General features: G+C 60.3%; 26 protein-coding genes and 1 pseudogene. 12 read left to right on the top strand and 15 right to left on the bottom strand.

The window, feature by feature from the left end; all coding sequences use genetic code 11:
• Positions 1-14: 14 nt before the first annotated feature.
• The gene (locus tag ACA056_RS09135) at positions 15-713 is read right to left on the bottom strand and encodes a glutathione binding-like protein (protein ID WP_497272072.1); all 699 of its coding nucleotides are present in this window, start codon (positions 711-713) and stop codon (positions 15-17) included.
• Positions 714-1,085: 372 nt separating this feature from the next.
• Between ACA056_RS09135 and ACA056_RS09130 the strand changes: the two genes are divergently transcribed.
• Positions 1,086-1,760 (top strand): histidine phosphatase family protein, encoded by a 675-nt coding sequence (locus ACA056_RS09130; RefSeq protein WP_497272070.1) that lies wholly within the window; start codon positions 1,086-1,088, stop codon positions 1,758-1,760.
• A 158-nt stretch (positions 1,761-1,918) separates the two neighbouring features.
• On the opposite strand, the gene mnmH is transcribed toward ACA056_RS09130, so the two are convergent.
• Complete coding sequence (gene mnmH / locus ACA056_RS09125; protein ID WP_497272068.1) at positions 1,919-3,022, bottom strand: tRNA 2-selenouridine(34) synthase MnmH; 1,104 nt, start codon at positions 3,020-3,022, stop codon at positions 1,919-1,921.
• Complete coding sequence (selD, locus tag ACA056_RS09120; RefSeq protein WP_033057379.1) at positions 3,022-4,056, bottom strand: selenide, water dikinase SelD; 1,035 nt, start codon at positions 4,054-4,056, stop codon at positions 3,022-3,024. The genes mnmH and selD overlap by 1 nt, the downstream gene beginning before the upstream one ends.
• 242 nt (positions 4,057-4,298) lie before the next feature.
• On the opposite strand from selD, the gene ACA056_RS09115 reads away from it, so the two are divergent.
• Both ACA056_RS09115 and ACA056_RS09110 read left to right on the top strand, forming a co-directional pair.
• Positions 4,299-5,255 (top strand): nucleoside-specific channel-forming protein Tsx, encoded by a 957-nt coding sequence (locus ACA056_RS09115; RefSeq protein WP_111452431.1) that lies wholly within the window; start codon positions 4,299-4,301, stop codon positions 5,253-5,255.
• Between the two features lie 24 nt (positions 5,256-5,279).
• Entirely contained in the window at positions 5,280-6,302 is a 1,023-nt protein-coding gene (locus ACA056_RS09110; protein WP_497272065.1) for a purine-nucleoside phosphorylase, read from the top strand.
• A 131-nt stretch (positions 6,303-6,433) separates the two neighbouring features.
• On the opposite strand, the gene ACA056_RS09105 is transcribed toward ACA056_RS09110, so the two are convergent.
• The 3 genes from ACA056_RS09105 to ACA056_RS09095 all read right to left on the bottom strand — a co-directional run bounded on the left by ACA056_RS09105 (position 6,434) and on the right by ACA056_RS09095 (position 8,467).
• Positions 6,434-7,390: a quinone oxidoreductase family protein gene (locus ACA056_RS09105; protein ID WP_497272063.1), complete on the bottom strand. Its 957-nt coding sequence runs from the start codon at positions 7,388-7,390 to the stop codon at positions 6,434-6,436.
• A gap of 28 nt (positions 7,391-7,418) precedes the next feature.
• Positions 7,419-7,592 carry a DUF1427 family protein gene (locus ACA056_RS09100; protein ID WP_080932063.1) on the bottom strand — a complete coding sequence of 58 codons (174 nt, stop codon included), beginning with the start codon at positions 7,590-7,592 and terminating at the stop codon, positions 7,419-7,421.
• A gap of 95 nt (positions 7,593-7,687) precedes the next feature.
• Complete coding sequence (locus tag ACA056_RS09095; RefSeq protein WP_497272061.1) at positions 7,688-8,467, bottom strand: AraC family transcriptional regulator; 780 nt, start codon at positions 8,465-8,467, stop codon at positions 7,688-7,690.
• Positions 8,468-8,612: 145 nt separating this feature from the next.
• Between ACA056_RS09095 and ACA056_RS09090 the strand changes: the two genes are divergently transcribed.
• Positions 8,613-8,840, top strand: a complete 228-nt coding sequence (locus tag ACA056_RS09090; protein ID WP_008152143.1) for a DUF6555 family protein — start codon at positions 8,613-8,615, stop codon at positions 8,838-8,840.
• 46 nt (positions 8,841-8,886) lie between these two features.
• Here the strand turns inward: ACA056_RS09090 and ACA056_RS09085 are convergent, their stop codons facing one another.
• The 3 genes from ACA056_RS09085 to ACA056_RS09075 form a co-directional block, all read right to left on the bottom strand.
• Entirely contained in the window at positions 8,887-9,051 is a 165-nt protein-coding gene (locus tag ACA056_RS09085; RefSeq protein ID WP_347806082.1) for a metallothionein, read from the bottom strand.
• Between the two features lie 73 nt (positions 9,052-9,124).
• Positions 9,125-9,580 (bottom strand): DMT family transporter, encoded by a 456-nt coding sequence (locus tag ACA056_RS09080; protein WP_497272058.1) that lies wholly within the window; start codon positions 9,578-9,580, stop codon positions 9,125-9,127.
• The gene (locus ACA056_RS09075; protein WP_497272056.1) at positions 9,580-10,074 is read right to left on the bottom strand and encodes a DMT family transporter; all 495 of its coding nucleotides are present in this window, start codon (positions 10,072-10,074) and stop codon (positions 9,580-9,582) included. Before ACA056_RS09075 ends, ACA056_RS09080 begins: the two co-directional genes overlap by 1 nt.
• Before the next feature lie 112 nt (positions 10,075-10,186).
• Here ACA056_RS09075 and ACA056_RS09070 point away from each other — a divergent pair, with 112 nt between their 5' ends.
• Positions 10,187-11,122 carry a LysR family transcriptional regulator gene (locus tag ACA056_RS09070; RefSeq protein ID WP_497272054.1) on the top strand — a complete coding sequence of 312 codons (936 nt, stop codon included), beginning with the start codon at positions 10,187-10,189 and terminating at the stop codon, positions 11,120-11,122.
• 137 nt (positions 11,123-11,259) lie between these two features.
• Here the strand turns inward: ACA056_RS09070 and ctpM are convergent, their stop codons facing one another.
• Together ctpM and ACA056_RS09060 are read right to left on the bottom strand one after the other, a co-directional pair.
• Positions 11,260-12,936, bottom strand: a complete 1,677-nt coding sequence (gene ctpM, locus ACA056_RS09065; protein WP_497273505.1) for a methyl-accepting chemotaxis protein CtpM — start codon at positions 12,934-12,936, stop codon at positions 11,260-11,262.
• Between the two features lie 197 nt (positions 12,937-13,133).
• Positions 13,134-14,450 carry a Na+/H+ antiporter family protein gene (locus ACA056_RS09060; RefSeq protein WP_177327859.1) on the bottom strand — a complete coding sequence of 439 codons (1,317 nt, stop codon included), beginning with the start codon at positions 14,448-14,450 and terminating at the stop codon, positions 13,134-13,136.
• Between the two features lie 206 nt (positions 14,451-14,656).
• Here ACA056_RS09060 and ACA056_RS09055 point away from each other — a divergent pair.
• Positions 14,657-16,111: pseudogene (locus ACA056_RS09055) on the top strand (methyl-accepting chemotaxis protein); the annotation flags it as partial.
• 102 nt (positions 16,112-16,213) lie between these two features.
• The gene (locus tag ACA056_RS09050; protein WP_403145802.1) at positions 16,214-16,969 is read left to right on the top strand and encodes a methyl-accepting chemotaxis protein; all 756 of its coding nucleotides are present in this window, start codon (positions 16,214-16,216) and stop codon (positions 16,967-16,969) included.
• Positions 16,970-17,164: 195 nt separating this feature from the next.
• On the opposite strand, the gene ACA056_RS09045 is transcribed toward ACA056_RS09050, so the two are convergent.
• The 4 genes from ACA056_RS09045 to ACA056_RS09030 are packed head-to-tail and all read right to left on the bottom strand — an operon-like array spanning position 17,165 to position 19,766.
• Positions 17,165-18,478 carry a sensor histidine kinase gene (locus tag ACA056_RS09045; protein ID WP_497272052.1) on the bottom strand — a complete coding sequence of 438 codons (1,314 nt, stop codon included), beginning with the start codon at positions 18,476-18,478 and terminating at the stop codon, positions 17,165-17,167.
• Positions 18,475-19,143, bottom strand: coding sequence for a response regulator transcription factor (locus ACA056_RS09040; RefSeq protein ID WP_102616735.1), 669 nt, complete (start codon positions 19,141-19,143; stop codon positions 18,475-18,477). Before ACA056_RS09040 ends, ACA056_RS09045 begins: the two co-directional genes overlap by 4 nt.
• A 3-nt stretch (positions 19,144-19,146) precedes the next feature.
• The gene (locus ACA056_RS09035) at positions 19,147-19,458 is read right to left on the bottom strand and encodes a PepSY domain-containing protein (RefSeq protein WP_497272049.1); all 312 of its coding nucleotides are present in this window, start codon (positions 19,456-19,458) and stop codon (positions 19,147-19,149) included.
• Entirely contained in the window at positions 19,458-19,766 is a 309-nt protein-coding gene (locus ACA056_RS09030; RefSeq protein ID WP_347805834.1) for a PepSY domain-containing protein, read from the bottom strand. Before ACA056_RS09030 ends, ACA056_RS09035 begins: the two co-directional genes overlap by 1 nt.
• Before the next feature lie 276 nt (positions 19,767-20,042).
• On the opposite strand from ACA056_RS09030, the gene ACA056_RS09025 reads away from it, so the two are divergent.
• From ACA056_RS09025 to codA, 5 genes are all read left to right on the top strand, one after another.
• On the top strand, positions 20,043-21,122 hold the full coding sequence (locus ACA056_RS09025) for a patatin-like phospholipase family protein (RefSeq protein ID WP_497272047.1): 1,080 nt from the start codon (positions 20,043-20,045) through the stop codon (positions 21,120-21,122).
• Positions 21,123-21,216: 94 nt separating this feature from the next.
• On the top strand, positions 21,217-21,573 hold the full coding sequence (gene queD / locus ACA056_RS09020; protein WP_008152165.1) for a 6-carboxytetrahydropterin synthase QueD: 357 nt from the start codon (positions 21,217-21,219) through the stop codon (positions 21,571-21,573).
• 85 nt (positions 21,574-21,658) lie between these two features.
• Entirely contained in the window at positions 21,659-22,489 is an 831-nt protein-coding gene (locus ACA056_RS09015; RefSeq protein ID WP_497272044.1) for an alpha/beta fold hydrolase, read from the top strand.
• A gap of 253 nt (positions 22,490-22,742) precedes the next feature.
• Positions 22,743-24,014 carry a cytosine permease gene (gene codB, locus ACA056_RS09010; protein WP_046056058.1) on the top strand — a complete coding sequence of 424 codons (1,272 nt, stop codon included), beginning with the start codon at positions 22,743-22,745 and terminating at the stop codon, positions 24,012-24,014.
• 13 nt (positions 24,015-24,027) lie between these two features.
• Positions 24,028-25,275, top strand: coding sequence for a cytosine deaminase (gene codA, locus ACA056_RS09005; RefSeq protein ID WP_497272042.1), 1,248 nt, complete (start codon positions 24,028-24,030; stop codon positions 25,273-25,275).
• The last annotated feature ends 47 nt before the right edge of the window (positions 25,276-25,322 follow it).

The following is a 25,322-nucleotide window of genomic DNA, read 5'->3' as shown; positions in this document are numbered from 1 at the left end:
CAAATCGAAGCGTCTTACTTGGGAATTTCCAGCCCGCGCATCACCGCCGGCCGCGCCAGAAAGCGCTCCAGCACTCGCGTGACGTTCGTGAATTCCTCGATGCCCACCAGCTCGCCAGCCTCATAGAAGCCGATCAGGTTACGCACCCAGGGGAAGGTCGCGATGTCCGCGATGGTGTAGCGCTCGCCCATGATCCAGTCGCGCCCTTCCAGGCGGTTGTTGAGCACATTAAGCAGGCGTTTGCTTTCATCGACGTAGCGGTCGCGGGGACGTTTGTCCTCGTAGTCCTTGCCGGCAAATCTGTTGAAAAAACCGAGCTGGCCAAACATCGGCCCGATGCCACCCATCTGAAACATCAGCCATTGAATAGTCTCGTATCGCGCCGCCGATTCCTGGGCCAGCAGTTGCCCGCTCTTGTCGGCCAGGTAGATCAGAATCGCCCCGGACTCGAACAGCGCCAGGGGTTGGTCCCCCGGACCGTGGGGGTCGAGGATTGCCGGGATCTTGTTGTTGGGGTTCAGCGACAGAAATTCGGGGGACATCTGATCATTAGTGTCGAAGCCCACACGATGCGGTTCGTAGGGCAGTCCGATCTCTTCGAGCATGATCGACACCTTGACGCCGTTGGGGGTCGGCAAGGAGTAAAGCTGGATCCACTCGGGGTATTGAGCCGGCCATTTTTGGGTAATCGGGAACGCGGACAGATCGGTCATGGGAAGCATCCACACGGAAAAAAGTAGACGCTGATCATAATGTAGGGGCTGGCGAAGGCTGCGATCTTTTGGCGTTATCAATATTGCTGATGAGCAAGATCAAAAGATCGCAGCCTGTCAGTGGCGCCGACACGTGTACCGTGTCCATAAATCCGCAACATCCTGTCGATAACCTCTGCTCCAACCCATCTCAGGTTGCCGCTACAGTGCTGCACACTCGCTCGGATCGAACCAAATGGGCTTCAGAGGACTCTGAGCATTGCCTTTTCGGAAACGGACCGGCCCAACGACATGGAAAACACCCGAAGCAGGGAGCTCGCGGTGTAAAGGTTTGTCAGCCTTAACCGAATGCGCTGAAGATCACCTATTCAAATGATGAACCTTTTTAAATTCGCCAAACGCTTCAAACATCGCGCGTATGTTGTCCTGCCCACTCTGTTGGCGGTCAGCGCGTTGTTCCTGTCCCTTGAGTCCAGCGAAAGCCGCGCCCAACCGGCGGACGGCACCCAGACGCTGGTGTTCCTGCGCCACGCGGAAAAACCCGAAGGAGGCCTCGGCCAGCTCAACTGCCAGGGCCTGAACCGTGCCATCGACCTGGCCACCTTGCTGCCGGAAAAATTCGGCAAGGCCAACTACGTGTTTGCCGCCAACCCGACACGCAATGTCGAAGAAGGCGAACTAGACAATTCCTACAGTTACATCCGCCCCCTGATGACCATCAGCCCCAGCGCGATCAAGCTTGGTTTGCCGGTGAACATCAATTTTTCGGCCAACGACACCAGCGACCTGGCCGATGAATTGCTCCACGACAAGTATCACAACTCGGTCATCTATACCGCCTGGTCCTCCGGCTACCTGCCGGAGTTGATCAACAAGGTCGCTGGAGAAGCCGTCGGCAAGAAACAGAACATCACCGACGACTGGGAATCCAGCGACTACGACTCGCTGTACGTACTCACCCTGACCTGGCACAACGGCAAGGCCAGTGTGCAGAGCCACGCCTACAAGCAAGGTCTGGATAATGGGCGGGAGACCTGTCCGACGTAAGCTTTAAGAGATTTGGCGCCTGTCAGCCCCCCATCGTCGGAACGCCGCCCGGAGCAAGCTCGCTCCCACATTAGATTTTCAGTGAACACAGATTTTGTGTATCACCGAGATCCAATGTGGGAGCGAGCTTGCTCGCGATGGGGCCGGTAAAAACAACATCACCCTCGCTGGATAACACGCGCTCGCAAGTACTCAAGGACAGCAGTCCGCTCCCCGGCGAATTCAATGCGCCCCCCTTTCTTCTCCCGCTGAAACGCATACATCGGGTCGTAATACTCGCGAAGCAACCCTTCGATCCAGCCCCGGTGCAAGTCCACTGCGCCGCTGCTCGCCTGCTCCGCCAGCGCGTCTTCCATCAAGATCAACATCCGCCGATGGCGCTCACCGCCCAGACGTTTCTGCACATTGTTCAGGCTCTCCAGCAAGCGCTCGGAAAATAGCGCGAAGCCTTCATCGCCATGCACGCCGATGAACTCGGCACACAAGTCCACCACGTAATCGCGCAGGATCCGTTCGACCCGCCCTTCCAGGCTGTCTTCCAGCCAGACCATCGGGAACTGTTGCATGCCCTGAAACAGCGGCAACGGCAGCGCACAACTGCCAATCGCACGGCTCTCGTCTTCCAGTACAAACTGCTCGATGCCGTGGGCGCGCTTCTTCAGCACGTCCACCGCCAAGCGGTTTTCAAAATCGATGTTGGAGGGTTGGCCAGTCGCGCGTTTACCGAAACTGGAGCCGCGATGATGGGCGTGACCTTCAAGGTCCAGGCCGTTGCGCAACTGCGTGAGCACTTCGGTTTTACCGGTCCCGGTCATGCCGCCCAGCAAGACGAAATCACACTGGGCAACCGCCTGATCGAGCGTGTCGAGCAAGAAGGTGCGCATGGCCTTGTAGCCGCCACTCACTCGCGGATAGTCGATGCCCGCCTCGTCCTTGAGCCATTGCTGGACGATCTGCGAACGCAAACCGCCGCGAAAACAATACAAATACCCATCAGGATGAACCCGGGCAAAATCGGCCCAGGCCTGGATACGCTCGGCTTTTATCTCGCCGGACACCAACTGGTGTCCCAGCGTAATGGCCGCTTGCTGGCCTTGTTGCTTGTAACAAGTGCCGACCCGTTGCCGCTCATGGTCATTCATCAGCGGCAGGTTGATGACGCCGGGGAATGAGCCTTTGAGAAATTCGACCGGCGCACGGGCATCCATCATCGGTCGGTCGTTGAGGAAAATGTCGCGGTAATCGGTGAATTCGATTGACATCAAAACACCTCAACCGCGTTCGTCTGTCGCTCGATCAGTTCACCGATCGGCTCGAGGGTCAGGCCCAACTCGGCGGCTACTTTGAGGAAGTGTTCGTTGCCTTCCGGGGTGACCGCAACCAGCAGGCCACCGCTGGTCTGCGGATCGCAGAGCACGCGTTTGTGCATTTCCTGAAGACGCCCAAGCTTGCTGGCGTAGCTGTCGAAGTTGCGCAGTGTTCCGCCCGGCACACAGCCTTGGTCGAGGTAATACTCGACACCCGGGAGACGCGGCACGCGGTCGTACTCGATGCGAGCGGTCACGTTGCTGCCGTCGGCCATTTCCACCAAATGCCCCAGCAGGCCGAAACCGGTGACGTCGGTCATCGCGGTGACGCACTCGAGTTTGCCGAAACGGCTGCCGGGTTTGTTCAGGGTGCACATCCAGTCACGAGCCAGACCGATGTCGGCATGGCGCAATTTGCCCTTCTTCTCGGCGGTGGTGAGGATGCCGATGCCCAGCGGTTTGGTGAGGTAGAGCAGGCAACCGGCGGTGGCGGTGTCGTTGCGTTTCATATGGCGCTTTTCCACCAGACCGGTCACGGCGAGGCCGAAGATCGGCTCCGGCGCGTCGATGGAATGCCCACCGGCCAACGGAATACCGGCTTCATCGCAGACCGAACGCCCGCCGCGAATCACTTCCCGGGCAATCTCCGGCGCCAGTACGTTGACCGGCCAGCCGAGGATCGCAATCGCCATCAACGGATCGCCGCCCATGGCGTAGATGTCGCTGATGGCATTGGTGGCGGCGATGCGGCCGAAATCGAACGGATCGTCGACGATCGGCATAAAGAAGTCGGTGGTCGACACCACGCCGCGCTCTTCATCGATGGCATACACCGCCGCGTCATCGCGCGAGGCGTTGCCGACCCAGAGTTTCGGGTCAAGGTTCTGCGCCCCGCTGCCGGCCAGAATCACCTCCAGCACCTGGGGAGAAATCTTGCAACCGCATCCTGCGCCGTGGCTGTACTGGGTCAGACGAATCGGTTCGCTCATGGGGGGACACACCTCGTGAAGTCAGTGCCGAAGAGTCTACATCAACGTCATCGCCCCGAGGCCCCGCAAATCCTTGACCGAAGGGACAGTTAAACCCTCCATTTCCTAACCTTTTCCGCGCCTTCAGCAAAATTGGTATGCCTTGTGCAAACGTTTGCGTGTCGCTAATGCAGACGTTTTCGCTACATAACCGCGCAAGCCCGCAGAAGCGGGCTTTCGATCCGCACGAAAAGGGACTTTTAATGCACCGCACGTCCAGCCGCGTGACTTGCTCGCGCACTTTTGCTGTTTCCTTGCTGCTGGCCAGCGTTACAGGACTACTCAGCAGCACTGTTTTGGCGCAACCCGCTCCCGCCGAAGAATCCGCCCAAGGCGAAAGCCTCAGCCCCGAAGCCAGCCCACCGAAAAAAGGCGTGTACCTCTCGGACTGGTTCAATCAGGACCTGACCGTCATCGGCAGCAAAGACATCAGTTTCGGCCCGCAACCGGCCGACGATATCTACCTGGAATACGAGTACTTCGGGCGCAAAGGGCCCTTCGAGTTGTACGGCTACATCGACATCCCGAAAATCTTCGACATCGGCAACAGCCATGACAAAGGCGTGTGGGACCACGGCTCGCCGGTGTTCATGGAGCACGAACCGCGAATCTCCATCGACTACCTCGCCGGCCGCAGCCTGGCCATCGGGCCGTTCAAGGAATGGTACGTCGCCTTCGACTGGATCTACGACCACGGCAGTAACAGCGCCAACCGTGCCAATACGCTGTACAGCGGTTTGGGCACCGACATCGACACCCATTCGCGGGTCAATCTGTCGGCCAACTTCTATGGGCGCTACCAGTGGGAAAACTACGGTGCCAGCAACGAGTATTCGTGGGACGGCTATCGCGCCCAACTCAAATACATCGTGCCGATCAGCAGTTTCAGCAACGGCGCGTCACTGACCTACATCGGGTTCACCAACTTCGACTTCGGCTCGGACCTGCACAAGGACAACCCGGCTCGCACCGCCAACGCCACCGTCGCCACCAACGTCTTGCTGTACTCGTTCACCCACTTGCGTTTCACCCTGGTCGGCCGTTATTTCCACAACGGCGGCAACTGGGAGGATGGCAGCGAGTTGAATTTTGGCGACGGTAACTTCCGCGCCCGTTCCGACGGCTGGGGTTACTACGCCGGCGTTGGTTATCAGTTTTAAGACTTGTTTGAATCAGGAGGTTTTATGCATGCAATGACGCGTCTTTCCCTGGCCTGTGCCGCCCTGCTCTCCTCAACGGCCTGGGCGATTGAAGCGCCGATCCAGCCGAAAGTGATGTTGATCACCATGTTCGCCCCCGAGGCGCAAAACTGGATCGATCGGCTGGAACTCAAGCAGGAAGTGCGAGTGCCGGGGCTGTCCGCCGAGTACCCGACCGTTCGCTGCAACAGTCAGCAGGTGTGCCTGATGGTCACCGGCATGGGCCAGACCAACGCCGCAGCGTCGACCCTGGCCCTGGCGTTGTCGTCGAAATTCGACCTGCGCAAAAGTTACTTTCTGATCGCCGGGATTGCCGGCATCAGCCCGAAACACGGGACCATCGGCACCACCGCTTGGGCGCATTATCTGGTGGAATTCGGCACCCAATGGGAGCTGGACTCCCGGGACGCGCCGACAGACTGGCCGACCGGTTATATCGGCATCAACACCAAAGGCCCGAATGAAAAGCCGCCACTGGACTACAAGACCGAAGTCTTCGAACTCAATCCGAAATTGCAGGCCAAAGCGTTTGCCCTCAGCCACAAAGTCCAATTGAGCGAGAGCAAGGAATCGGCCGCGTGGCGGATGAAGTACCCGTCTGCCCCAGCGAATCAGCCGCCGGTGGTGACACAGTGCGACACGCTCGCGGGCAATACCTGGTTTTCCGGGACGCGGTTGGGTGAGCGCGCCGAAGTCTGGACCAAACTGCTGACCGATAACAAAGGTGAGTACTGCACGACGCAGCAGGAAGACAACTCCACTTATGAAGCGCTGCTGCGGGCGAGTCGAGAAGGTTTGGTGGATGTGCAGCGTTTGGCGGTGGTGCGTGCGGGTTCTGATTTTGATCGGCCGGCGCCGGGCCAGAGTGAGGTGGATAACCTGCTCAAGTATGCGGATCAAGGTGGGTTTGTACCGGCGCTGGAGAACCTGTACCGGACGGGGAATCCGTTGGTGCAGGAGATTTTGAAGAACTGGTCGGCGTGGGAGAACGGTGTTCCCGAGACCTGATCTGACAATACAAAACCTTGTGGGAGCGAGCTTGCTCGCGATGAGGGCATGACAGTCAACGGAAATATTGAATGTGATGGCCTCATCGTCGGAACGCCGCCCGGAGCAAGCTCGCTCCCACATTGTTTGTGTTATGGCAACAAAATCACCTTGTCACTACCACCCTGATTCACCTCGGCATACCGCGCCAGCCCTTCCTCCAACGGCGATTCAAACAAGCCCTCGGGCAACGGCAACAAGCCCTGATCGAAGAACGTGCCGAACTGATCAAGCATCGCCGCACACGCCTGGACGCCGTACAACAACGAATTGATCCCCACCACCGAGCCGCCCTTGCGATACAGCGCCAGAGCCGGCAATTGCACCAGGCCGTCCACCGGCGCGGCGATGATCGCGATGCGACCGAACGCGGCCAGCGCCGGGACCGAGGCCGGGAGCCAGAAACCGGTGGTGTCGAAAATCACATCGGCGCCGCCGGCATACACGGCGTTCACCTGCGCACCGAGATCCTCGGGCTTATCCAGTTGCAGCGTCTGATACCCCTGGGCCTGCAAATCCTTGACCTGCTCGGGCCGCCGCGCCGCTGCCAGTACTTGAGCGCCACGCACCTTGGCCAGCGCCAGCGCCGCGCTGCCAACCGCCCCGCCACCGATCACCAGCAACCGGGTTTCGGCCGTCACCCCACTGCGCTCCAAAGCATCCCACGCCGTGGTGTACGGCACACCGAGGCTGGCAGCCTGGGCAAAACTCAGATGGGTCGGCTTTTGCGCCACGCCATTGGCCGGCAGTTTGACGAATTGTGCGTGCGAGCCGTCGGCGAAAAAGCCCAGTTCACGACCGGTGCCCCAGACTTCCTGACCGATCAGCGCCTGCGGGCCTTCAACGACCACACCGGCGAAATCACGACCGGGAATCCGCGGCAGTGTGGTGTAAGGAAAGCGCCCCAGAACATTCTTCACATCGCTGGGGTTGAGGCCGGCCGCCTTGATCTGGACCAGCACTTCATCGGTGCCAGGGACGGGGGTGGACACCTCAACGTAGCGCAGGGCCGAGAGGTCACCGGTCTTGTCGAATTGCAGTGCTTTCATGAGCGTTTCCCTCGAATGAATAAACGGTTCAGGAGATCCAGCCAGTGACCAGTTGCCGGCCCATTGGCCACACCTTCTCACCGGCTAACATGCCGAGCAGCCCTACCAGCGCGATGGCCGGTGGTGCGGGGGAACGAAAATCCAGTGCGCCATAGAGCAAGCCGACGCCCAGACCGATGACCAATGAGATGAGGTAGCTCATGGCGGACTCCGTGGCTGATTAAGGTAGGCCCAGAGTCTAAAGATCGATAGCGACGAGCACCGGCCAAGTGCTTCTGAATATCGGCCAAAGCGCTTTCAATCCTGATGCTGGCTCGCCGAAAATTGCGAAGGCGCGACGCCCAGTTCCCGACGGAACATGTCGCTGAAACTGCTCGGCGAATAGCCCAACTCCCGGGCAATTGCACTGACCGGCACGCCCTGGATCAATTCTGCCACCGCCGTTGCCAGTTGCACCTGACGCCGCCATTCGGCGAAGCCCATGCCCAAACCGTCCTTGAACAACCGCGCCAGGGTGCGCACGCTGGCACCGGCGTTTTCAGCGTGTTGTTCGAAGGCAATGTCCAGCGATGGCGCGGCCATGACCGCCTGGCACAGGTTCATCAGGCGGCGGTCAGAATCATCCGGCAACGGGATTTTCAGCAGCGAGCGCCTGGCTCGCCTAAGCTCCAGCAGCGCCAGGCCGACCAGCGCTTCGTAATACTCGGGCGCGCCATCGTCGCCCTGCTCCACCAACCCGACGATCAGCTCACGCAGCAGTCCGCCGACTTCGATCACTTGAACCGTGTCGTCCAGCGTCGCCGCCAATGAGGGCCGCAAGTAGATGTTGCGCATCTGTAAATCCGAAACCACGCGAATCCCGTGGGGCACACCCGGCGGCAGCCACACCGCTCGTTGCGGCGGCACCACCAGCGCTTCATGGGGCGTCTCGACCCACATCACCCCGCTCATTGCATACAGCAACTGCCCCCTGACATGCTCATGCGGCTCGATGTACAAGCCGCGCGGATAGGCGCGCGCCAGCGGTTGCACGGGCACATCGGTGTCACTCAGGTCTGGGGGGGCGGCAAGGGCCATGGGCAGCAATCATTGGGGGTTTCAGAGATTGCATGGTAACGAGCCACCGGCCTCGTCGCCACTGGCGGCCTCCATCTGACAATTCGACTGAATTTTCCGTATCCCCAGCGATCTTTGTATTACCACAGGGAGGAATATGGGCTTTATGAACAACGCAAAACTTTTCGTCATTGAATACACCCTTCATGGCGCGCCCAAGTCTTTCATCATCCGCCTGGACAAGATGGATAACGCGGAGGCTTGGCATTGGGCAAGTTGCGACGCGGGGGTCGGACGAATCCCTCGCTTCGGCCGAGAGAAGGTGCAAAAAACCAGCAAGCCGATGGCGGAGAAGTTCGGCGTAGAAAACGTCAAGTGGCGGCCGGCAAATTGAAATGAAAGTGGAGCCCGATGAGGCTCCACTTTTTTTGGATGAGTGGTCAGCGCTGGGCGCACTTGCAGCCCTTGCTGGCGCATTTTTCGCCATGTTCGTGGTGCTTGGCACAGGCTTCACAGCAATAGTGCTTGCCGTGGCGCGCGATCGGATGTTCGCCCAGTTTGCAGGAGCATTTGGGGCAGTCGCAGATACTTTCACTGTCGATCATGAGTCTGACTCCATTGGTTGTGGTCGTCCGGGTTTCGCACATGCGACCCGTACCACCAGTGTAGGAGCTTGCGTCAGCCCTGCCGGGTACTGCTGCGATACATAAACACCAACGCCAGCCCCAGACACACCATCGCCAGTATCCGGCTGCTGGACAATTCGATCGCCGGGTTGCCCAGCCAGCCGAAGTTATCGATGAACATCCCCATCCCCAGTTGCCCGACGATCACCGCCACCGTCGCCACCGCCGTACCTACCCGCGGCACCGCGCCAACCATCACCATCATGTACACCACCCCGAACAGTGCGCCGCTGAGCTGCCATTTCGGCACGTCCAGCAAACTCACGGCATGGACCGGCTCGAAAAACAGGATCAGCAGCCCGGTGGTCACTGCACCGACCACGAAGGTCAACAAACTGCTGCGCAACACGCCAACCGTTTCGCCCAACCGCCCATTGATCGCCGCCTGGACACTCAACACCGCACCGGCCGCCACGACCACCGCCAACAAAATAATCAGATTCATCATCAACCCCGAGCGATCAGAACAAGTGCCGCGACAATCAGCAGCAAGGCCAGCCAACGTTCACCGTTGACCTTTTTGCGGGTGGCACCGAACCAGCCGAAGTGGTCGATCAACACGCTTTTGCCGACCTGCCCGGAGAGGATCGCGATCATGGTCATGGCAATGCCGATGTGCGGCGTGGCCAAGGTCAGCACGATCACGTACATCGGCCCCAGGAACCCGCCGATCAACTGCCAGCGCGGCAGCTCATTCAAGGCCGGTCCCTGTTGCGGACCGCTGAACAGCAACAGCAAAAACAGAATCGCCGAGCCGACACCGAAGATGCTCAAGGTCGCCCATAGGTGCCCGACCTGAACCCCGAGCGGCCCGAGCAAACCAGCCTCCACGGACAGGCCCATGCCGGCCAGAATCACCAGCGGCAGCAGCAACAGTCGCGGCCCGGGTTGAGTGGTCGGCGTGGCGACAACGTCCACGTCGTCGATTGAAGAAGTGTGCATAACGAAAACCTGCCAGTGAGAACAATGGCGCGCATTATCGGCTGGCGGTCCTTTGCGATAAATGGGAGCATCCTGACAACACTTTTGCGCAACTCGCACAGCAGGATTCCTCATGCATGGCCTCAACGAACTGGGATTCAAGGCACTTCGGCTGTTTGTAGCGGTGCTGGACCACGGCAGTTTTTCCGAAGTCGCCCGCCGCGAGGGCCTGGCACCCTCTTCGATTTCCCGGCAGATCCAATTGATGGAACAAGCCCTGAACCAGCAATTGCTGTATCGCCACACCCGCGCCGTCTCGCCCACCGAAGCCGGGCGCATGCTCGGTCATCACGCGCGGCTGGTGCTGGTGCAACTCGAGGAGGCCGAACAGGCGCTGCAGGAACAGCAAAGCGAACCGAGCGGACTGGTGCGGATCAACGCCCCAGTGGTGTTCGGTCAGCGACACCTGACGCCGTGGCTGGGGCAGCTCTGCGAGCGTTACCCGAAACTGCAACTGGATATCCAGCAGACCGACAGCTACGTCGACCCGCTGCAGGAAGGCGCCGACCTGCTGTTTCGCATCGGCCCGCTGCACGATTCGAGCATGCAGGCGCGCATTCTGGCGCCCCATCGTTTTCAAGTCGCCGCAAGCCCAGCCTATTTGGAACGTCACGGCACGCCGCAACATCCCGAAGAACTGGCCGCGCATCAGTGCCTGGCCTACAAGGGCGCGACCGGTCAGCAACGCTGGTTTTTTCGCAAGGATCAGCAGGACTGGACGCCCTGGTCGGTGAAGGGGCCGATCACCGGCAACCACGCCGACACCCTGACCCAAGCCGCCGAACAAGGCTTGGGGCTGGTGATGTTTCCGTCGTGGCTGATTGGTGAAGCGGTGCGCAACGGCACGCTGGTGCCGGTGCTCGGGGCGTATCAGGTGTCCAACAGCCTGGAGCCGCAGCAGATTGCGGTGCTGTGGCCCGGCAGCCGACGGTTGTCGGTGAAGGTTCGGACGGTGATTGATTTCTTCGTGGAATGCTTCGGCGCGGTGCCTTACTGGGACAGGCCGTAATGTCTGTTAATCAAGGATTGAACACCACAATCCCTGTGGGAGCGAGCCTGCTCGCGAAAGCGGCGGTACAGACTACATCTGTGTGACTGACAGACCGCTTTCGCGAGCAGGCTCGCTCCCACAGGTTCTTCGGGGTGTCAGATACGGAACTGCCCGACTAGTTTGCCCAAGCGCTGGCCAAGATCGGCGAGGCTGCGGGAAGTCTGGGCACCGAGTTGGGTTTCATCGGCAACGCTGTCCACGGCCACGGCAATCTGATGCACGCTGCGGTTGATCTCTTCGGCCACGGCGGTCTGCTCTTCGGCGGCGCTGGCGATCTGCGCGTTCATCGAATTGATGGTGCCGATCAGCTGGGCCATGGTGTCCAGCGATGCCCCCGCTTCGTTGGCCTGAGCCGACGTGCCGTCGCCGGCCTCGCTCGAACGGCGCATCGCTTCCACGGCCGATTGGGTGCCGGCCTGCAAGCGATCGATCATGCCCTGGATTTCCTGGGTGCTGATTTGCGTACGACTGGCCAGCGCTCGAACCTCGTCGGCCACCACGGCAAAACCACGACCGGCCTCACCGGCACGGGCGGCTTCGATGGCGGCGTTGAGTGCCAGCAGGTTGGTCTGCTCGGCAATCGAACGGATCACGCCGAGCACGCTGACAATCGACGACACGTCTTTTTGCAGGCTGTCCAGAGACACGCCACTGCTGCGAATGTCGTCCACCAACGCATGAATTTTCACAATGCTGCCGGCCACCACACGCTTGGCCGCCTGGCCTTCTTCGTCGGTCTGCTGGGCAGCCACTGCGGCGTTTTGCGCGCTTTTCGCCACTTCCTGAGCAGCGGCGGACATTTGGTTGATCGCCGTGGCGACCTGATCAGTCTCATGACGCTGACGCTCCATGGCCTGATCCGAGCGCTGGGCCTGATCGGAGACCTGATTCACCAGCCCGGTCAGTTGCGAGGTCATTTCGGTAATCTGGCGCACCAGGCCGTGGATCTTGTCGACGAAGCGGTTGAACGAGCCGGCCAGTTCGCCGAGTTCGTCCTGGCTGGTGATGGTCAGGCGACGCGTCAGGTCGCCCTCGCCCGCCGCGATGTCATCGAGGTTGGCTTTCATCAGGTTCAGCGGACGCAAGATGGTGTTGGCCAGCAGCATCCCGGCGGCGGCAATCACCAACAGCACCACCACGGCAATCCCGACGATGCTCAGCACCACGCCCTGCATGCGCTCCTGGACCTTGATTTCGACCAGTGCCACTTGGGCTTCGATGCCGTCGAGGTTGACCGAAGTACCGACCGCCATGTCCCACTTCGGCAGGTATTCGGTGTAGCCGAGTTTCGGCACCAGCACTTGGGTGTTGCCGGGCAACGTCGAGCTGTATTGCAGATAGTGGGTGCCGTCCTTGGCGACTTTCACCAGGTCGCGGTTGACGTAGACGCCGTTCGGATCGCGGTTGTCCTTGAAGCTCTGGCCCACGCCTTCGGGGCTGTTGGCCTTGAACAGGCGCACGGTGTTGGAGTCGTAGCCGAAGAAGTAGCCGTCCTTGCCGTAGGTGATGCTCGACAGCAGCTTGACCACCTGGGCCCGCGCCGCGTCATCACCGGGGGCGGCCGCATCGTAAAGAGGTTTGATCGTGGTCATGGCCACCGCGACGTAGCTTTGCAGCGTTGCCTTGGCATCGCTGAGCAAGCGCTGGCGAGTTTCCTCGACTTCCTTGCGGGCCTGCTCCTGCAGAATGAACAATGTGGTCAGGCTGATGACCAGCGCAAAGAGCAACACCGGGAGGACGGCAAGGGACAGGACTTTAGCCTTCAGGCTCATGCGCATGACGGTTCACTCTTTTGATTTTATTGGCGTGGTTAAAGGCTTTAACGGCACGCCGGATCAAAAGTTGAGCAAAGGTCACACTGATCTCCTGTGGGAGCGAGCTTGCTCGCGATAGCGGTCGGTCAGTCACATTAATATTGAATGGGCCACTGTCATCGCGAGCAAGCTCGCTCCCACAAGGGAGTGTGTGGTTACAAAACCATCGCCGCCACCCAGCCGAACGCCAGCAGTGGCAGGTTGTAGTGCAGGAAGGTCGGGACCACGGTGTCCCAGATGTGGTGATGCTGGCCGTCGATGTTCAGGCCCGAGGTCGGGCCGAGGGTCGAGTCAGAGGCTGGTGAACCGGCGTCACCCAAGGCGCCGGCAGTGCCGACGATGCACACGATCGCGATCGGGCTGAAACCCAACTGTACGCACAACGGCACAAAAATCGCGGCGAGTATCGGCACTGTGGAAAACGACGAACCGATGCCCATGGTCACCAACAGTCCGACCAACAACATCAGCAACGCGCCAATGCCTTTGCTGTGGCCGATCCACGAAGCCGAGGCTTCGACCAGTGTCTGCACCTCACCGGTGGCTTTCATCACCTCGGCAAAACCGGAGGCGGCGATCATGATGAAACCGATCATCGCCATCATCTTCATGCCTTCGGTGAACAGATCGTCGGTTTCACGCCACTTCACGATCCCCGACACCGAAAAAATCAGAAAGCCTGCCAGCGCACCGATGATCATCGAATCCAGCAACAGCTGAATGATGAACGCCACCGCGATGGCCAGACCGGCGACCATCAGGCTCAGCGGGTTGTACTGCACCGCGACCTGTTCGACTTGCTCGATCTTTTCCAGATCGTAGACACGCTTCTTGCGGTAACTGACAAACGCTGCCGCGAGCCCGACAACCATGCCCAAGGCCGGAATCCCCATGGCATGGGTGACGTTGATGCCGCTGATGTCCACCCCGCTTCGGGCGACGTTGGCCAGCAGGATTTCATTCAGGAAGATGTTGCCGAAACCCACGGGCAAGAACATGTACGGCGTAATCAGGCCGAAGGTCATGACACAGGCAATCAACCGGCGATCCAGTTGCAGCTTGGTCAGCACATATAAAAGCGGCGGAACCAGCAGCGGAATAAAGGCGATATGTATCGGCAGAATGTTTTGCGAAGCAATGGCCACCACCCACAGCAAACCGATCAACAGCCATTTGACCTGACGGCCACCGCTGGCGTGCTGGCGGTCAACCATCAGCAAGGCTTTGTCTGCCAGGGCATGCGCCAGGCCGGACTTGGCAATGGCCACTGCGAAAGCGCCGAGCAATGCGTAGGACAACGCGACCGTCGCGCCGCCACCGAGGCCACTGTTGAAGGCTTTGAGTGTCGCGTCGATGCCCAGGCCACCGGTCAAACCACCCACCAGGGCACCCACGATCAGCGCGATTACTACGTGCACGCGGGACAGGCTGAGAATCAGCATGACGCCGACCGCGGCAATTACAGCATTAATCATCGTTACCTCAAGGCAAACGGAAAGAGTCCGGCCGGCAGTCTGCAAAGAGCCGCCAGCGGTTTAAATGAGAGGGTTTTATTAGAGGGCGCGCACTGTGCCGCAGCATCAACGCCTTGTCAAAGCGATCACGATCCCTTGTTGCCGCTGGTGATGCCCTTGTGGGAGCGAGCTTGCTCGCGATAGCGGTGGATCAGGCAACACAAATGTCGACTGACACTCCGTCATCGCGAGCAAGCTCGCTCCCACAGGGGCTTCGGCAGCTGCTACAGGCTTGTGTGACTCGATATTCGGTGTACCGCATAAAGAAAGCCGAATGGCGGCCGTTACAGTGCAAAGTCTCAGATATTTATCGAATAAAGGACGTCTCCATGTCGCTCAGACAACTTTCCATTCAATGGAAAATCACCCTGCTGGCCGGGCTGTGCCTGGCCGGCATCGTGACCCTGCTGGTGGGTCTTTCGCTGTATCGCATGGAGCACAGCTCCGCGCTGGTGAAAGCATCCAGCATGGAGATGCTCACCGAAGCGGCCCAGGCCCGGATCGAATCCCAGGGTGAAAACCAGGCGCTGGGGATTCGCCAGCAGTTCATGGACGCCTATCAATATGGCCACGGCTTTTCGCGTCAAGTGCTGTTCCTGCGCGACCAGGCCGAGAAGCGCTTCCTCGATGCCTTTGACCTGCGTGAAGACCTGACGCGTCAGGTCAAGTCGGCCCTGCAAGCCAACCCGGACCTACTCGGTCTGTCCCTGGTGTTCGAAGCCAACGCGCTGGACGGCAAGGACGATCTGTTCGCCGGCCAGGCCGAACTGGGCAGCAACGACAAGGGTCGTTTCGCGCTCTATTGGTCGCAGCCGACACCGGGCAAGGTGACATCGATGGCGCTGCCTGAAAGCGACATGGCCGACACCAGCACCGGCCCTAGCGGTGAACCGGCCAACGCCTGGTTCACCTGCCCGCGCACGACCCTCAAGCCCTGCGTGATCGAACCCTACTTCTACGTGATCGACGGCCAGAACGTGCTGATGACCAGCATCGTTTTCCCGCTGATGGTCAACGGCAAGGTCATCGCTTCGCTGTCGGTGGACATCAACCTCAACAGCCTGCAAGCCGTCAGCCAGGGTGCGAGCAAGAAGCTCTATGACGGTCAGACCAACGTCAGCATCATCAGCCCGGTCGGTTTGCTGGCCGGTTACAGCCCGGACGCCAGCAAGCTCAGCCAGCGCCTGGACACCGTGGACAAAACCAACGGTGCCGAGCTGATCCGCATGCTCGCCGCCAGCAGCAAGACCGAAAGCCTGCACAACAATCAACAGCTCAAAGTGCTGTCACCGTTCCAGCCAATTCCCGGTGGCAAGTCTTGGGGTGTGTTGCTCGAGGTGCCGGAGAAAGTCCTGGTCGGCCCCGCCGAAGCGCTGAAAAAACAACTCGATGACAGCAACACCGCCGGCACCCTGGTCGAACTCGGCCTGGGTGTGCTGGCCGCGTTGATTGGCCTGTTGCTGGTGTGGCTGATGGCCCGCAGCGTGACCAAGCCGATCCTGGGTGTGGCGCACATGCTCGAAGACATTGCCAGCGGCGAAGGCGATCTGACCCGCCGCCTGGCCTATGACAAAAAGGACGAACTCGGCCAATTGGCCGGCTGGTTCAACCGCTTCCTCGACAAGCTGCAACCGATCATCGCCGAGGTCAAACGCTCGGTGCAGGACGCGCGCAGCACGGCGGATCAGTCGTCCGCCATCGCCACCCAGACCAGCGCCGGCATGGAGCAGCAATACCGTCAGGTGGATCAGGTCGCTACCGCTTCCCACGAAATGAGCGCCACAGCTCAAGACGTCGCTCGCAGCGCTGCGCAAGCGGCACAGGCAGCGCGGGATGCGGATCAGGCCACTCGTCGCGGTCTGACCGTGATCGACCGCACCACCGCCAGCATCGACAACCTCGCCGCTGACATGAGCGCGGCGATGGTTCAAGTCGAAGGCCTGGCGGCCAATAGCGAGAAGATCGGTTCAGTGCTGGAAGTGATTCGAGCCATCGCTGAGCAGACCAACCTGCTGGCGCTTAACGCCGCCATCGAGGCCGCTCGTGCCGGTGAAGCCGGGCGCGGTTTTGCCGTGGTGGCCGATGAAGTGCGCAACCTGGCACGCCGGACCCAGGAGTCTGTCGAAGAAACCCGTCTGGTGATCGAACAGTTGCAGAGTGGCACGCAGGACGTGGTCGGCTCGATGAACAACAGCCATCGTCAGGCTCAGGGCAGTGTCGAACAGGTGGGTCAGGCGGTGACGGCATTGCGGCAGATTGGTGAGGCGGTGACGGTGATCAGCGACATGAACCTGCAGATCGCCAGTGCCGCGGAAGAGCAAAGCGCCGTGGCAGAGGAGATCAACAACAACGTGGCGACGATTCGGGATGTGACGGAGTCGCTGTCGGGGCAGGCCAATGAATCGGCGCGGGTGAGTCAGTCACTCAATAGCCTGGCGAATCAGCAGCAGAGTTTGATGGATCAGTTTCGGGTTTGAGAACCACCCCTCACCCTAACCCTCTCCCCAAAGGGGCGAGGGGACTGACCGAGTTGTTTATAAGAAATACTGCGACCTGAAATATCGAGTCGAACTCAGGATCTGAAAGCGTTGGAGATCAGCTCCCTTTCCCCCTCTCCCCACTGGGGCGGTCCGACGTTTCGGGAGGGCTGGGGTGAGGGGTGACTTTCAGCCTCAACGCCGAGGTAGCTCAACAACCACCCTCAACCCACCCCACTCACTCTCCTCCAACCGCAACACCCCGCCCCACGTATCGACGATGTCCCGCACAATCCCCAATCCCAACCCATGCCCATCCGTTTGTTCATCAAGCCGAGTACCCCGGCTGAACACCTGATCGCGCTGGTCTTCGGGAATCCCCGGCCCATCGTCTTCCACACTTAACGCAAACCCTTCGGCCGTCTCGACCACGCTCAACCGAACTTCGGCATCCGCCCACTTGCAGGCGTTGTCCAGCAAGTTACCGAGCAGTTCGAGCAAGTCCTCGCGATCCCAAGGCAGTTGTAAACCGGCCGGGGCACGGTAGCTGAGGTCCAGATGCTCGCCATGAATCATGTTCAACGTCGCCAGTAACCCAGGCAATTCCGCATCGCAATCAAACAACGCCCCCGGCAACGCATCGCCGGATAACCGGGCGCGATTGAGTTCGCGATTGAGTCGCTGCTGGACCTGTTCCAGCTGCGCCTTAATGACCTTGCGCAGTTCCGGCTGCGCATCGAGCTTCTCGCTTGAGGCCAGGCTCAACAACACCGCCAGCGGGGTTTTCAAGGCGTGGCCGAGGTTGCCCAGCGCATTGCGCGAACGCTTGAGGCTGTCTTCGGTGTGAGCGAGCAAATGGTTGATCTGCGCCACCAGCGGTTCAAGCTCTACCGGCACCTGGTCATCGAGTTGCGAGCGCTGGCCCTGCTGCAACTGGGCGATCTGCTCACGCGCCTTTTCCAGCGGGCGCAAGGCGCGGCGCACGGTAATCCGTTGCAGCAGCAGAATCAGCAGCAGTCCCGCCAGCCCAAGGCCCAATCCGACTTGACGCATGCGCTGGAAACTCTCGCGCACCGGCGTGTAATCCTGGGCCACGCTGATGGAAATCGATTGGCCCAGGCGCCGATAGTCCGAACGCAGCACCAGCAGTTGCTGCCCTTCCGGCCCCAATTCCAGGTTGCTGTGCAGGCCGGGATGGTCAAGGCGCGGCAGTTCCTGATCCCACAGTGAACGGGAACGCCAATGACTGTCGGCAAAATCGATGCGAAAGTAATGCCCGGAAAACGGTCGCTGATAGGCCGGCGACAGGTGCCGCTCATCCAGCTGCAAACCCTGCGGTCCACGCACCAGCGCCACCAGCAGGTTTTCGCTGTCGTTGCGCAGCCCGGCTTCGAGGTAGCGCTGCAAACCCATTTCGAACAGCCACAGGCTGGTCTGCGCCAGCACCAGGCCGACGATCACCATCACGCTGATCAGCCCCAGACTCAAGCGGCGCTGGATCGACCTCACTGGGCTTGCCCGCCGAACAGGTAACCCTGGCCGCGACGGGTTTCGATGACGCTGCGCCCGAGTTTGCGCCGCAGGTGATTGACGTGGACTTCGAGCACGTTGGAGTCGCGCTCGGTTTCACCGTCGTAGAGGTGTTCGGCGAGGTGGCTTTTGGAAAGAATTTGCTCGGGGTGCAGCATGAAATAACGCAGCAGGCGGAATTCAGCGGCGGTGAGCTGGATGTCGGCGCCGTCGCGGGTCACGCATTGGCGGCCTTCGTCCAGGTGCAGTCCGGCAGCCTTGAGCGTTGGTTGGTTGGCATGGCCGTGGGAACGGCGCAATAGCGCCTGGACGCGCAAGTGCAGCTCTTCGGGGTGGAAGGGTTTCGTCAGGTAATCGTCGGCGCCGGCCTTGAGGCCTTCGATCCGTTCGGCCCAGGAATCACGGGCAGTGAGAATCAGCACTGGCGTCGACAGGCCAGCGGCCCGCCATTGCGTCAGCACCTCGAGCCCTGGCAAACCCGGCAGGCCGAGGTCGAGGATGATCAGGTCATAAGGCTCGCTGCTGCCCTGATACACCGCGTCGCGACCGTCGGCCAGCCAGTCCACAGCGTAGCCCTGCCGGTTGAGGCCGGCCATCAATTCATCGGCCAGCGGCACATGGTCTTCCACCAGAAGCAAACGCATCGATCAATCTTCCTTGTCTTTCAGTAACTGGCCGGTGGTGGCGTCAAGGTCCAGTTCGCGGACCACACCTTCGGTGGTCAGCAACTCGACTTCATAAACATAGACGTCGTGTTTCTCTTCAAGCTCGGCTTCCAGCAGTTTGGCCCCGGAATAGCGGTCCAGCGCTTGCTGCAACAGCTGCTCCAGCGGCAGGATCACGCCCTGCTGACGCAGGCGCAGAGCTTCGTCCTGATCCAGGTCGCGGGCCATGACCACCGAGCAAAAAGCCAGAAGCGCCAGAGCCATTCGACCTCTGGTGCATAGATTTACCTTCATTACGTATCCTGATGATCCTTGAGAATCTGCCCGCTGACAGCGTCCAATTCCAGATCCCACTCAATGCCCTGAGGGTCGCGCAATTCCACCTGATAGATGTACTTGCCGTACTCTTCTTCCAGCTCGGTTTCGGTGATGGTGGCACCCGGGTGTTTGGTCAGAGCGGTGGCGTTGAGCTTCTCGAAAGACACAATGGTACCAGCGTCGCGCAGCCTCAGGGCTTCGTCGGGACCGAGGTCGCGAGCGTGGGCGATGCTGGCGGTCATGCCGATGATGGACGCGGTGAACAGGGCAGTCAGGGTTTTCATGGGGTGTCTCCGTATTTTTTATGTGTTGCCTACGGAGCGCACCTTAACGGGGCGAACTTAATTGAAACTGAATTGCCATCATTGGATGATGGCAACACGACATCGCAGGACTGCACAAAACCCTGTGGGAGCGAGCTTGCTCGCGATGGCGGCGGCACATTCAACATTTAAGTCGACTGACACCCAGCTATCGCGAGCAAGCTCGCTCCCACAGGGTATCTGTGGGTCCTGCAGAACGCGTTTATAATCCCCCGCTTGCCTGCATTCGAGACCGGTATGACCGCTATCCACATCAAGTTCCCCTCGCTGACTCTCAAGGCCGGCCCTCGCGCCTTGGCGCGCATCCGTGAAAACGGTTTGAGCGCCGCCGATGTCGGCACACTGCCGGGTGCCGCCGGTGGTCCCAAGGCGCTGGGGATTCAAGGTCTGGACCTGGCGTTGTTCGGTGAATGGCTGCCGGCGGCACCGCGGGAGCGCTCGTTGATCGGAGCGTCGGTGGGTTCCTGGCGCTTCGCCAGCGCGTGTCTGCCGGATGCCGCCGAAGGCATCCGCCGCCTCGGTCACCTCTACACCGAGCAGAACTTCGCCAAGGGCGTGACCATGGCGCAGATCAGCCAGAGCTCCCGGCGCATGCTCGATGAGTTGCTAGACGGCCGCGATGCCTCGATTCTGGACAACGTCCATTACCGGCTGAACATCATGGTGGTCAAAAGCCACGGCCTGCTGGCGGACGATCATCGCGGCCGACTGGGGCTGGGCCTGTCATCGGTGATCGCCGACAACCTGCGCGGTCGCGCGCGGCTGTCGCGGCATTTCGAGCGTCTGATCATTCACGATCCGCGTCTGGCACCGCCGGTCAATGCACTCAACGATTTCCCCTCGCGCTTCGTTGCGCTGAATGCCGGCAACCTGCGCCAGGCCTTGCTCGCGTCGGGCTCGATCCCGATGGTGATGGAAGGCGTGCGTGATCTGCCGGGTGCCGGTGCCGGGACGTTTCGCGATGGCGGTCTGCTGGACTATCACCTCGACCTGCCCTACAGCGGCAACGACATCGTGCTCTATCCGCATTTCACCGACCGGGTCATTCCCGGCTGGTTCGACAAGACCCTGCCGTGGCGCCGCGCTTGCCCTGCGCGCTTGCAGGATGTCCTGTTGCTGGCGCCGTCAAAGGATTACCTGGCGCGCCTGCCCTACGGCAAACTCCCGGACCGCAACGACTTCAAACGCTTCATGGGCGATGCCCCGAGCCGGCAGAAATACTGGCGCACGACGATGGATGAAAGCCGTCGCATGGGCGATGAGTTCCTCGAACTGGCTGCCAGCGGTCGCCTCGGGGAGCGCTTGCTGACCCTTTAGTCAGTGTTTTCCCGCAACGCCAAACGCAAACTGTTAAACTCGCCGCCTGCCCACATCGCCGCGGCGATCGCCACCTGACAGAGCTGAAACCACTGTGGAAATCTTCAAAGAATTTACCTTCGAATCCGCCCACCGCCTGCCCCACGTACCGGAAGGCCACAAGTGCGGTCGCTTGCACGGCCACTCGTTCAAAGTGGCGATCCACCTGAGCGGCGACCTCGATCCGCACACGGGCTGGATCCGCGATTTCTCGGAAATCAAGGCGATCTTCAAGCCGCTCTATGAGCGCCTGGACCATAACTACCTGAACGACATTCCTGGCCTGGAAAATCCGACCAGTGAAGTGCTGGCCAAATTCATCTGGAAGGAATTGAAGCCTCTGTTGCCGGAACTCAGCGCGATCCGCATTCACGAGACGTGCACCAGCGGCTGCATCTATCACGGCGAGTAAACCGATAGATCAAAAAAACCACCGAGACCGGTGGTTTTTTTATGCCTATGCTTTTTGGCTCGAACACGCCAAGAGGACACCCCCAATGACTGACTGGCCGCTGCCTCAGACCTATCGCTTCAACGGGCGCTCCATTCGCTACGCCGTACGGGGTGACGGCCCGCCGTTGGTCTTCGTGCACGGCACGCCCTTCTCTTCTTACGTGTGGCACCGGATTGCGCCGCACTTCATCACCACGCATCGGGTGCATTACTTTGATCTGCTGGGTTATGGGCTATCGGAGAAAATCGACGGCGATGTGTCGCTGGGTGTGCAGAACGACCTGTTGGCTCACTTGCTCGATCACTGGGGTCTGGAGCGACCAGACGTCGTCGCTCACGACTTCGGCGGCGCCACCGCATTGCGGGCCCATCTGCTGAACGGCAAGGACTACCGCAGCCTGACGCTAATTGATCCCGTGGCGCTGACGCCCTGGGGTTCGCCGTTTGTGCAGCATGTGCGTCAGCATGAGGCGGCATTCAGTGGTCTGCCCGATTACATTCAGCGGGCGATTGTGCCGACCTATATTCGCGGGGCGATCAAGCGCGAGATTCCTGATCATGAACTCGCGCGTTACGTGCAGCCGTGGCTCGGCGATCCGGGGCAAGCGGCGTTCTATCGGCAGATCGCGCAGATGGATGAGCGTTATACACGTGAGGCCGAAGGGCTGTACCCGACGATTCGTTGCCCGGTGCAGATTCTGTGGGGGGAAGACGATCAGTGGATTCCCATTGAACGTGGGCAGGCGTTGCATCAGATGATTCCGGGGTCGCGGTTCCAGGCGATTCCGAATGCAGGGCATCTGGTTCAGGAAGATGCGCCGGAAGCGATCGTCGCGGCGCTCCTGCGATTTTTACCGCAACACAAATCCCCCTGAAAGAACCAACATCCCCTGTGGGAGCGAGCCTGCTCGCGAAAGCGCCGGGTCAGTCGACCTCAATGTTGAATGTTCAACCGCTTTCGCGAGCAGGCTCGCTCCCACATGGGTTCTGTGTTCCTTCAGGTGCACCTCTTTCGCGCCCTTCCTCAAGCCAAATCCCCCCGCTCGGCTATAAATAACTACACCTCCCCACGCTTGGCACGGCCACTGCAACACGCTCCCACGTCACCCATTGAGCAAGGAACGCCCCATGACGCAGAACGATCCCGGTAACGATTACCCCCTCAGCGAAGTCCCGATGCATGCCCGCAAAGGCCTGGCCTCAACGGCCATGGTGCTGCTGGGTTTCACCTTTTTTACCGCGACCATGTTTGCCGGCGGCAAGCTCGGTGTGGCGTTCAGTTTCGGCGAAATGATGGCGGTGATTATCGTCGGCAATCTGCTGCTGGGGATCTACGCCGCCGGCCTGGGTTACATCGCCTTCAAGAGCGGTCTGAACTCGGTACTGATGGGACGCTTTTGCTTCGGTGAAGTGGGCAGCAAGCTCAGCGACCTGATCCTCGGTTTTACCCAGATCGGCTGGTACGCCTGGGGCACGGCCACTGCCGCCGTGGTGCTGGGCAAGTATTTCGAATTGAGCGAGGGCACCGTTCTCGGGCTGATGGTGCTGTTCGGCCTGATGTTTTGCGCAACGGCGTATGTCGGTTATCGCGGCCTGGAGATTCTGTCGTACATCGCCGTACCGGCGATGATGTTGCTGCTGATGCTGTCGATGTGGGTCGCCACGGTGAAGGTCGGCGGACTCGACGGTTTGCTCGCGGTAGTCCCGACGGGAACACTGGACTGGTCGACAGCCATTACTTTGGTGTTCGGCACCTTTGTCAGCGGCGCAACCCAGGCGACCAACTGGACGCGTTTCTCCCGTTCAGCACGCGTCGCGGTGCTGGCGAGCCTGATCGGCTTCTTCATCGGCAACGGCCTGATGGTGTTGATCGGTGCCTATGGCGCAATCGTGTACCAACAACCGGACGTAGTCGAAGTGTTGCTGCTGCAAGGCTTCGCCATGGCGGCGATGGCGATGTTGCTGCTCAATATCTGGAGCACCCAGGACAACACCATCTACAACTTCGCCGTCGCCGGTTGCAACCTGCTGCGCACCGGCCGTCGCAAGACCGTGACCCTGGCTGGCGCGGTGATCGGCACGTTGCTGGCACTGCTGGGCATGTACGACATGCTGGTGCCCTACCTGATTCTGCTGGGCACCGTGATTCCGCCGATTGGCGGCGTGATCATGGCGGACTTCTTCTACCGCTATCGTGGTCAATACCCACGTCTGGCCGATGCCCGGTTGCCGGCGTTCAACTGGTCTGGTTTGGCCGCTTACGCAGTCGGCACCGTTGCTGCGTTCAGTTCACCGTGGGTCGCGCCGCTGGTAGGGATTGCCGCTGCCGCGTTAACGTATGTGTTACTGACCGGCGTGCTGGGTGCCCGTACTGCCAACGCACCATTACAAGATCTATAAAAGGATTCGCCTGATGCACATCATCAACGCCCGCCTGCGCAACCAAGATGGCCTGCATGAGTTGCACCTGGAAAACGGCCTGATCAGCAACATCGCCCGACAGACCGAAGCCCCGACCCTGGGCCCCGATGATCTGGACGCCGGCGGCAACCTGGTGGTGCCACCCTTCGTCGAGCCACACATCCACCTCGACGCCACGCTCACCGCCGGCGAACCGCGCTGGAACATGAGCGGCACACTGTTCGAAGGCATCGAGTGCTGGGGCGAGCGCAAGGTGACCATCACCGAAGAGGACACCAAAACCCGCGCCAAGAAAACCATCCAGACCCTCGCCGCCCACGGCATCCAGCACGTGCGCACCCACGTCGACGTCACCGACCCGCAGCTCACCGCGCTCAAGGCGATGCTCGAAGTGCGCGAGGAAAGCCGTCACCTGATCGATATGCAGATCGTTGCGTTCCCGCAGGAAGGCATCGAGTCGTACCGCAACGGTCGCGAGCTGATGGAAGAAGCGATCCGCATGGGTGCCGATGTGGTCGGCGGCATTCCGCATTTCGAGTACACACGCGATCAAGGCGTGAGTTCAGTGAAATTCCTGATGGACCTGGCCGAGCGCACCGGTTGCCTGGTGGACGTGCATTGCGATGAAACCGACGACCCGCACTCACGCTTTCTGGAGGTGCTGGCCGAAGAAGCCCGCAGCCGCGACATGGGCTCACGGGTTACCGCCAGCCACACCACGGCCATGGGCTCTTACGACAACGCTTACTGCGCCAAACTGTTTCGCCTGCTCGGCCATTCGGGGATCAGTTTTGTCTCCTGCCCCACCGAAAGCATTCACCTGCAAGGGCGCTTCGACAACTTCCCGAAACGCCGTGGCGTGACCCGTGTCAACGAGCTGCTCGAAGCCGGAATGAACGTGTGTTTCGGTCAGGATTCGATCGTCGACCCGTGGTATCCGCTGGGCAACGGCAATATCTTGCGGGTGCTCGAAGCCGGCCTGCACATCTGCCACATGCTCGGTTACCGCAACCTGCAAAGCGCGCTGGACCTGATTACCGACAACAGCGCCAAGGCCATGAACCTGGGTGATCGTTATGGGCTGGAACGCGGGCGGCCAGCGAATTTGCTGATTCTGTCGGCGGACAGTGATTACGAGGTGATCCGCAGCCAGGGCCTGCCGTTGTTTTCGGTGCGCGATGGCAAGGTGTTGATGAAGCGGCAGATGCCGGTGGTGGAGTTCTTCGGCGATCAGAGCTGAACTTTGCGTTGGCTGAGCTTGCCTCATCGCGAGCAAGCTCGCTCCCA

The sequence above is a fragment of the Pseudomonas sp. LBUM1666 genome (assembly GCF_059695775.1).
The sequence above is the reverse complement of the archived record's forward strand: the minus strand, read 5'-3'. Positions and strand labels throughout refer to the sequence as shown.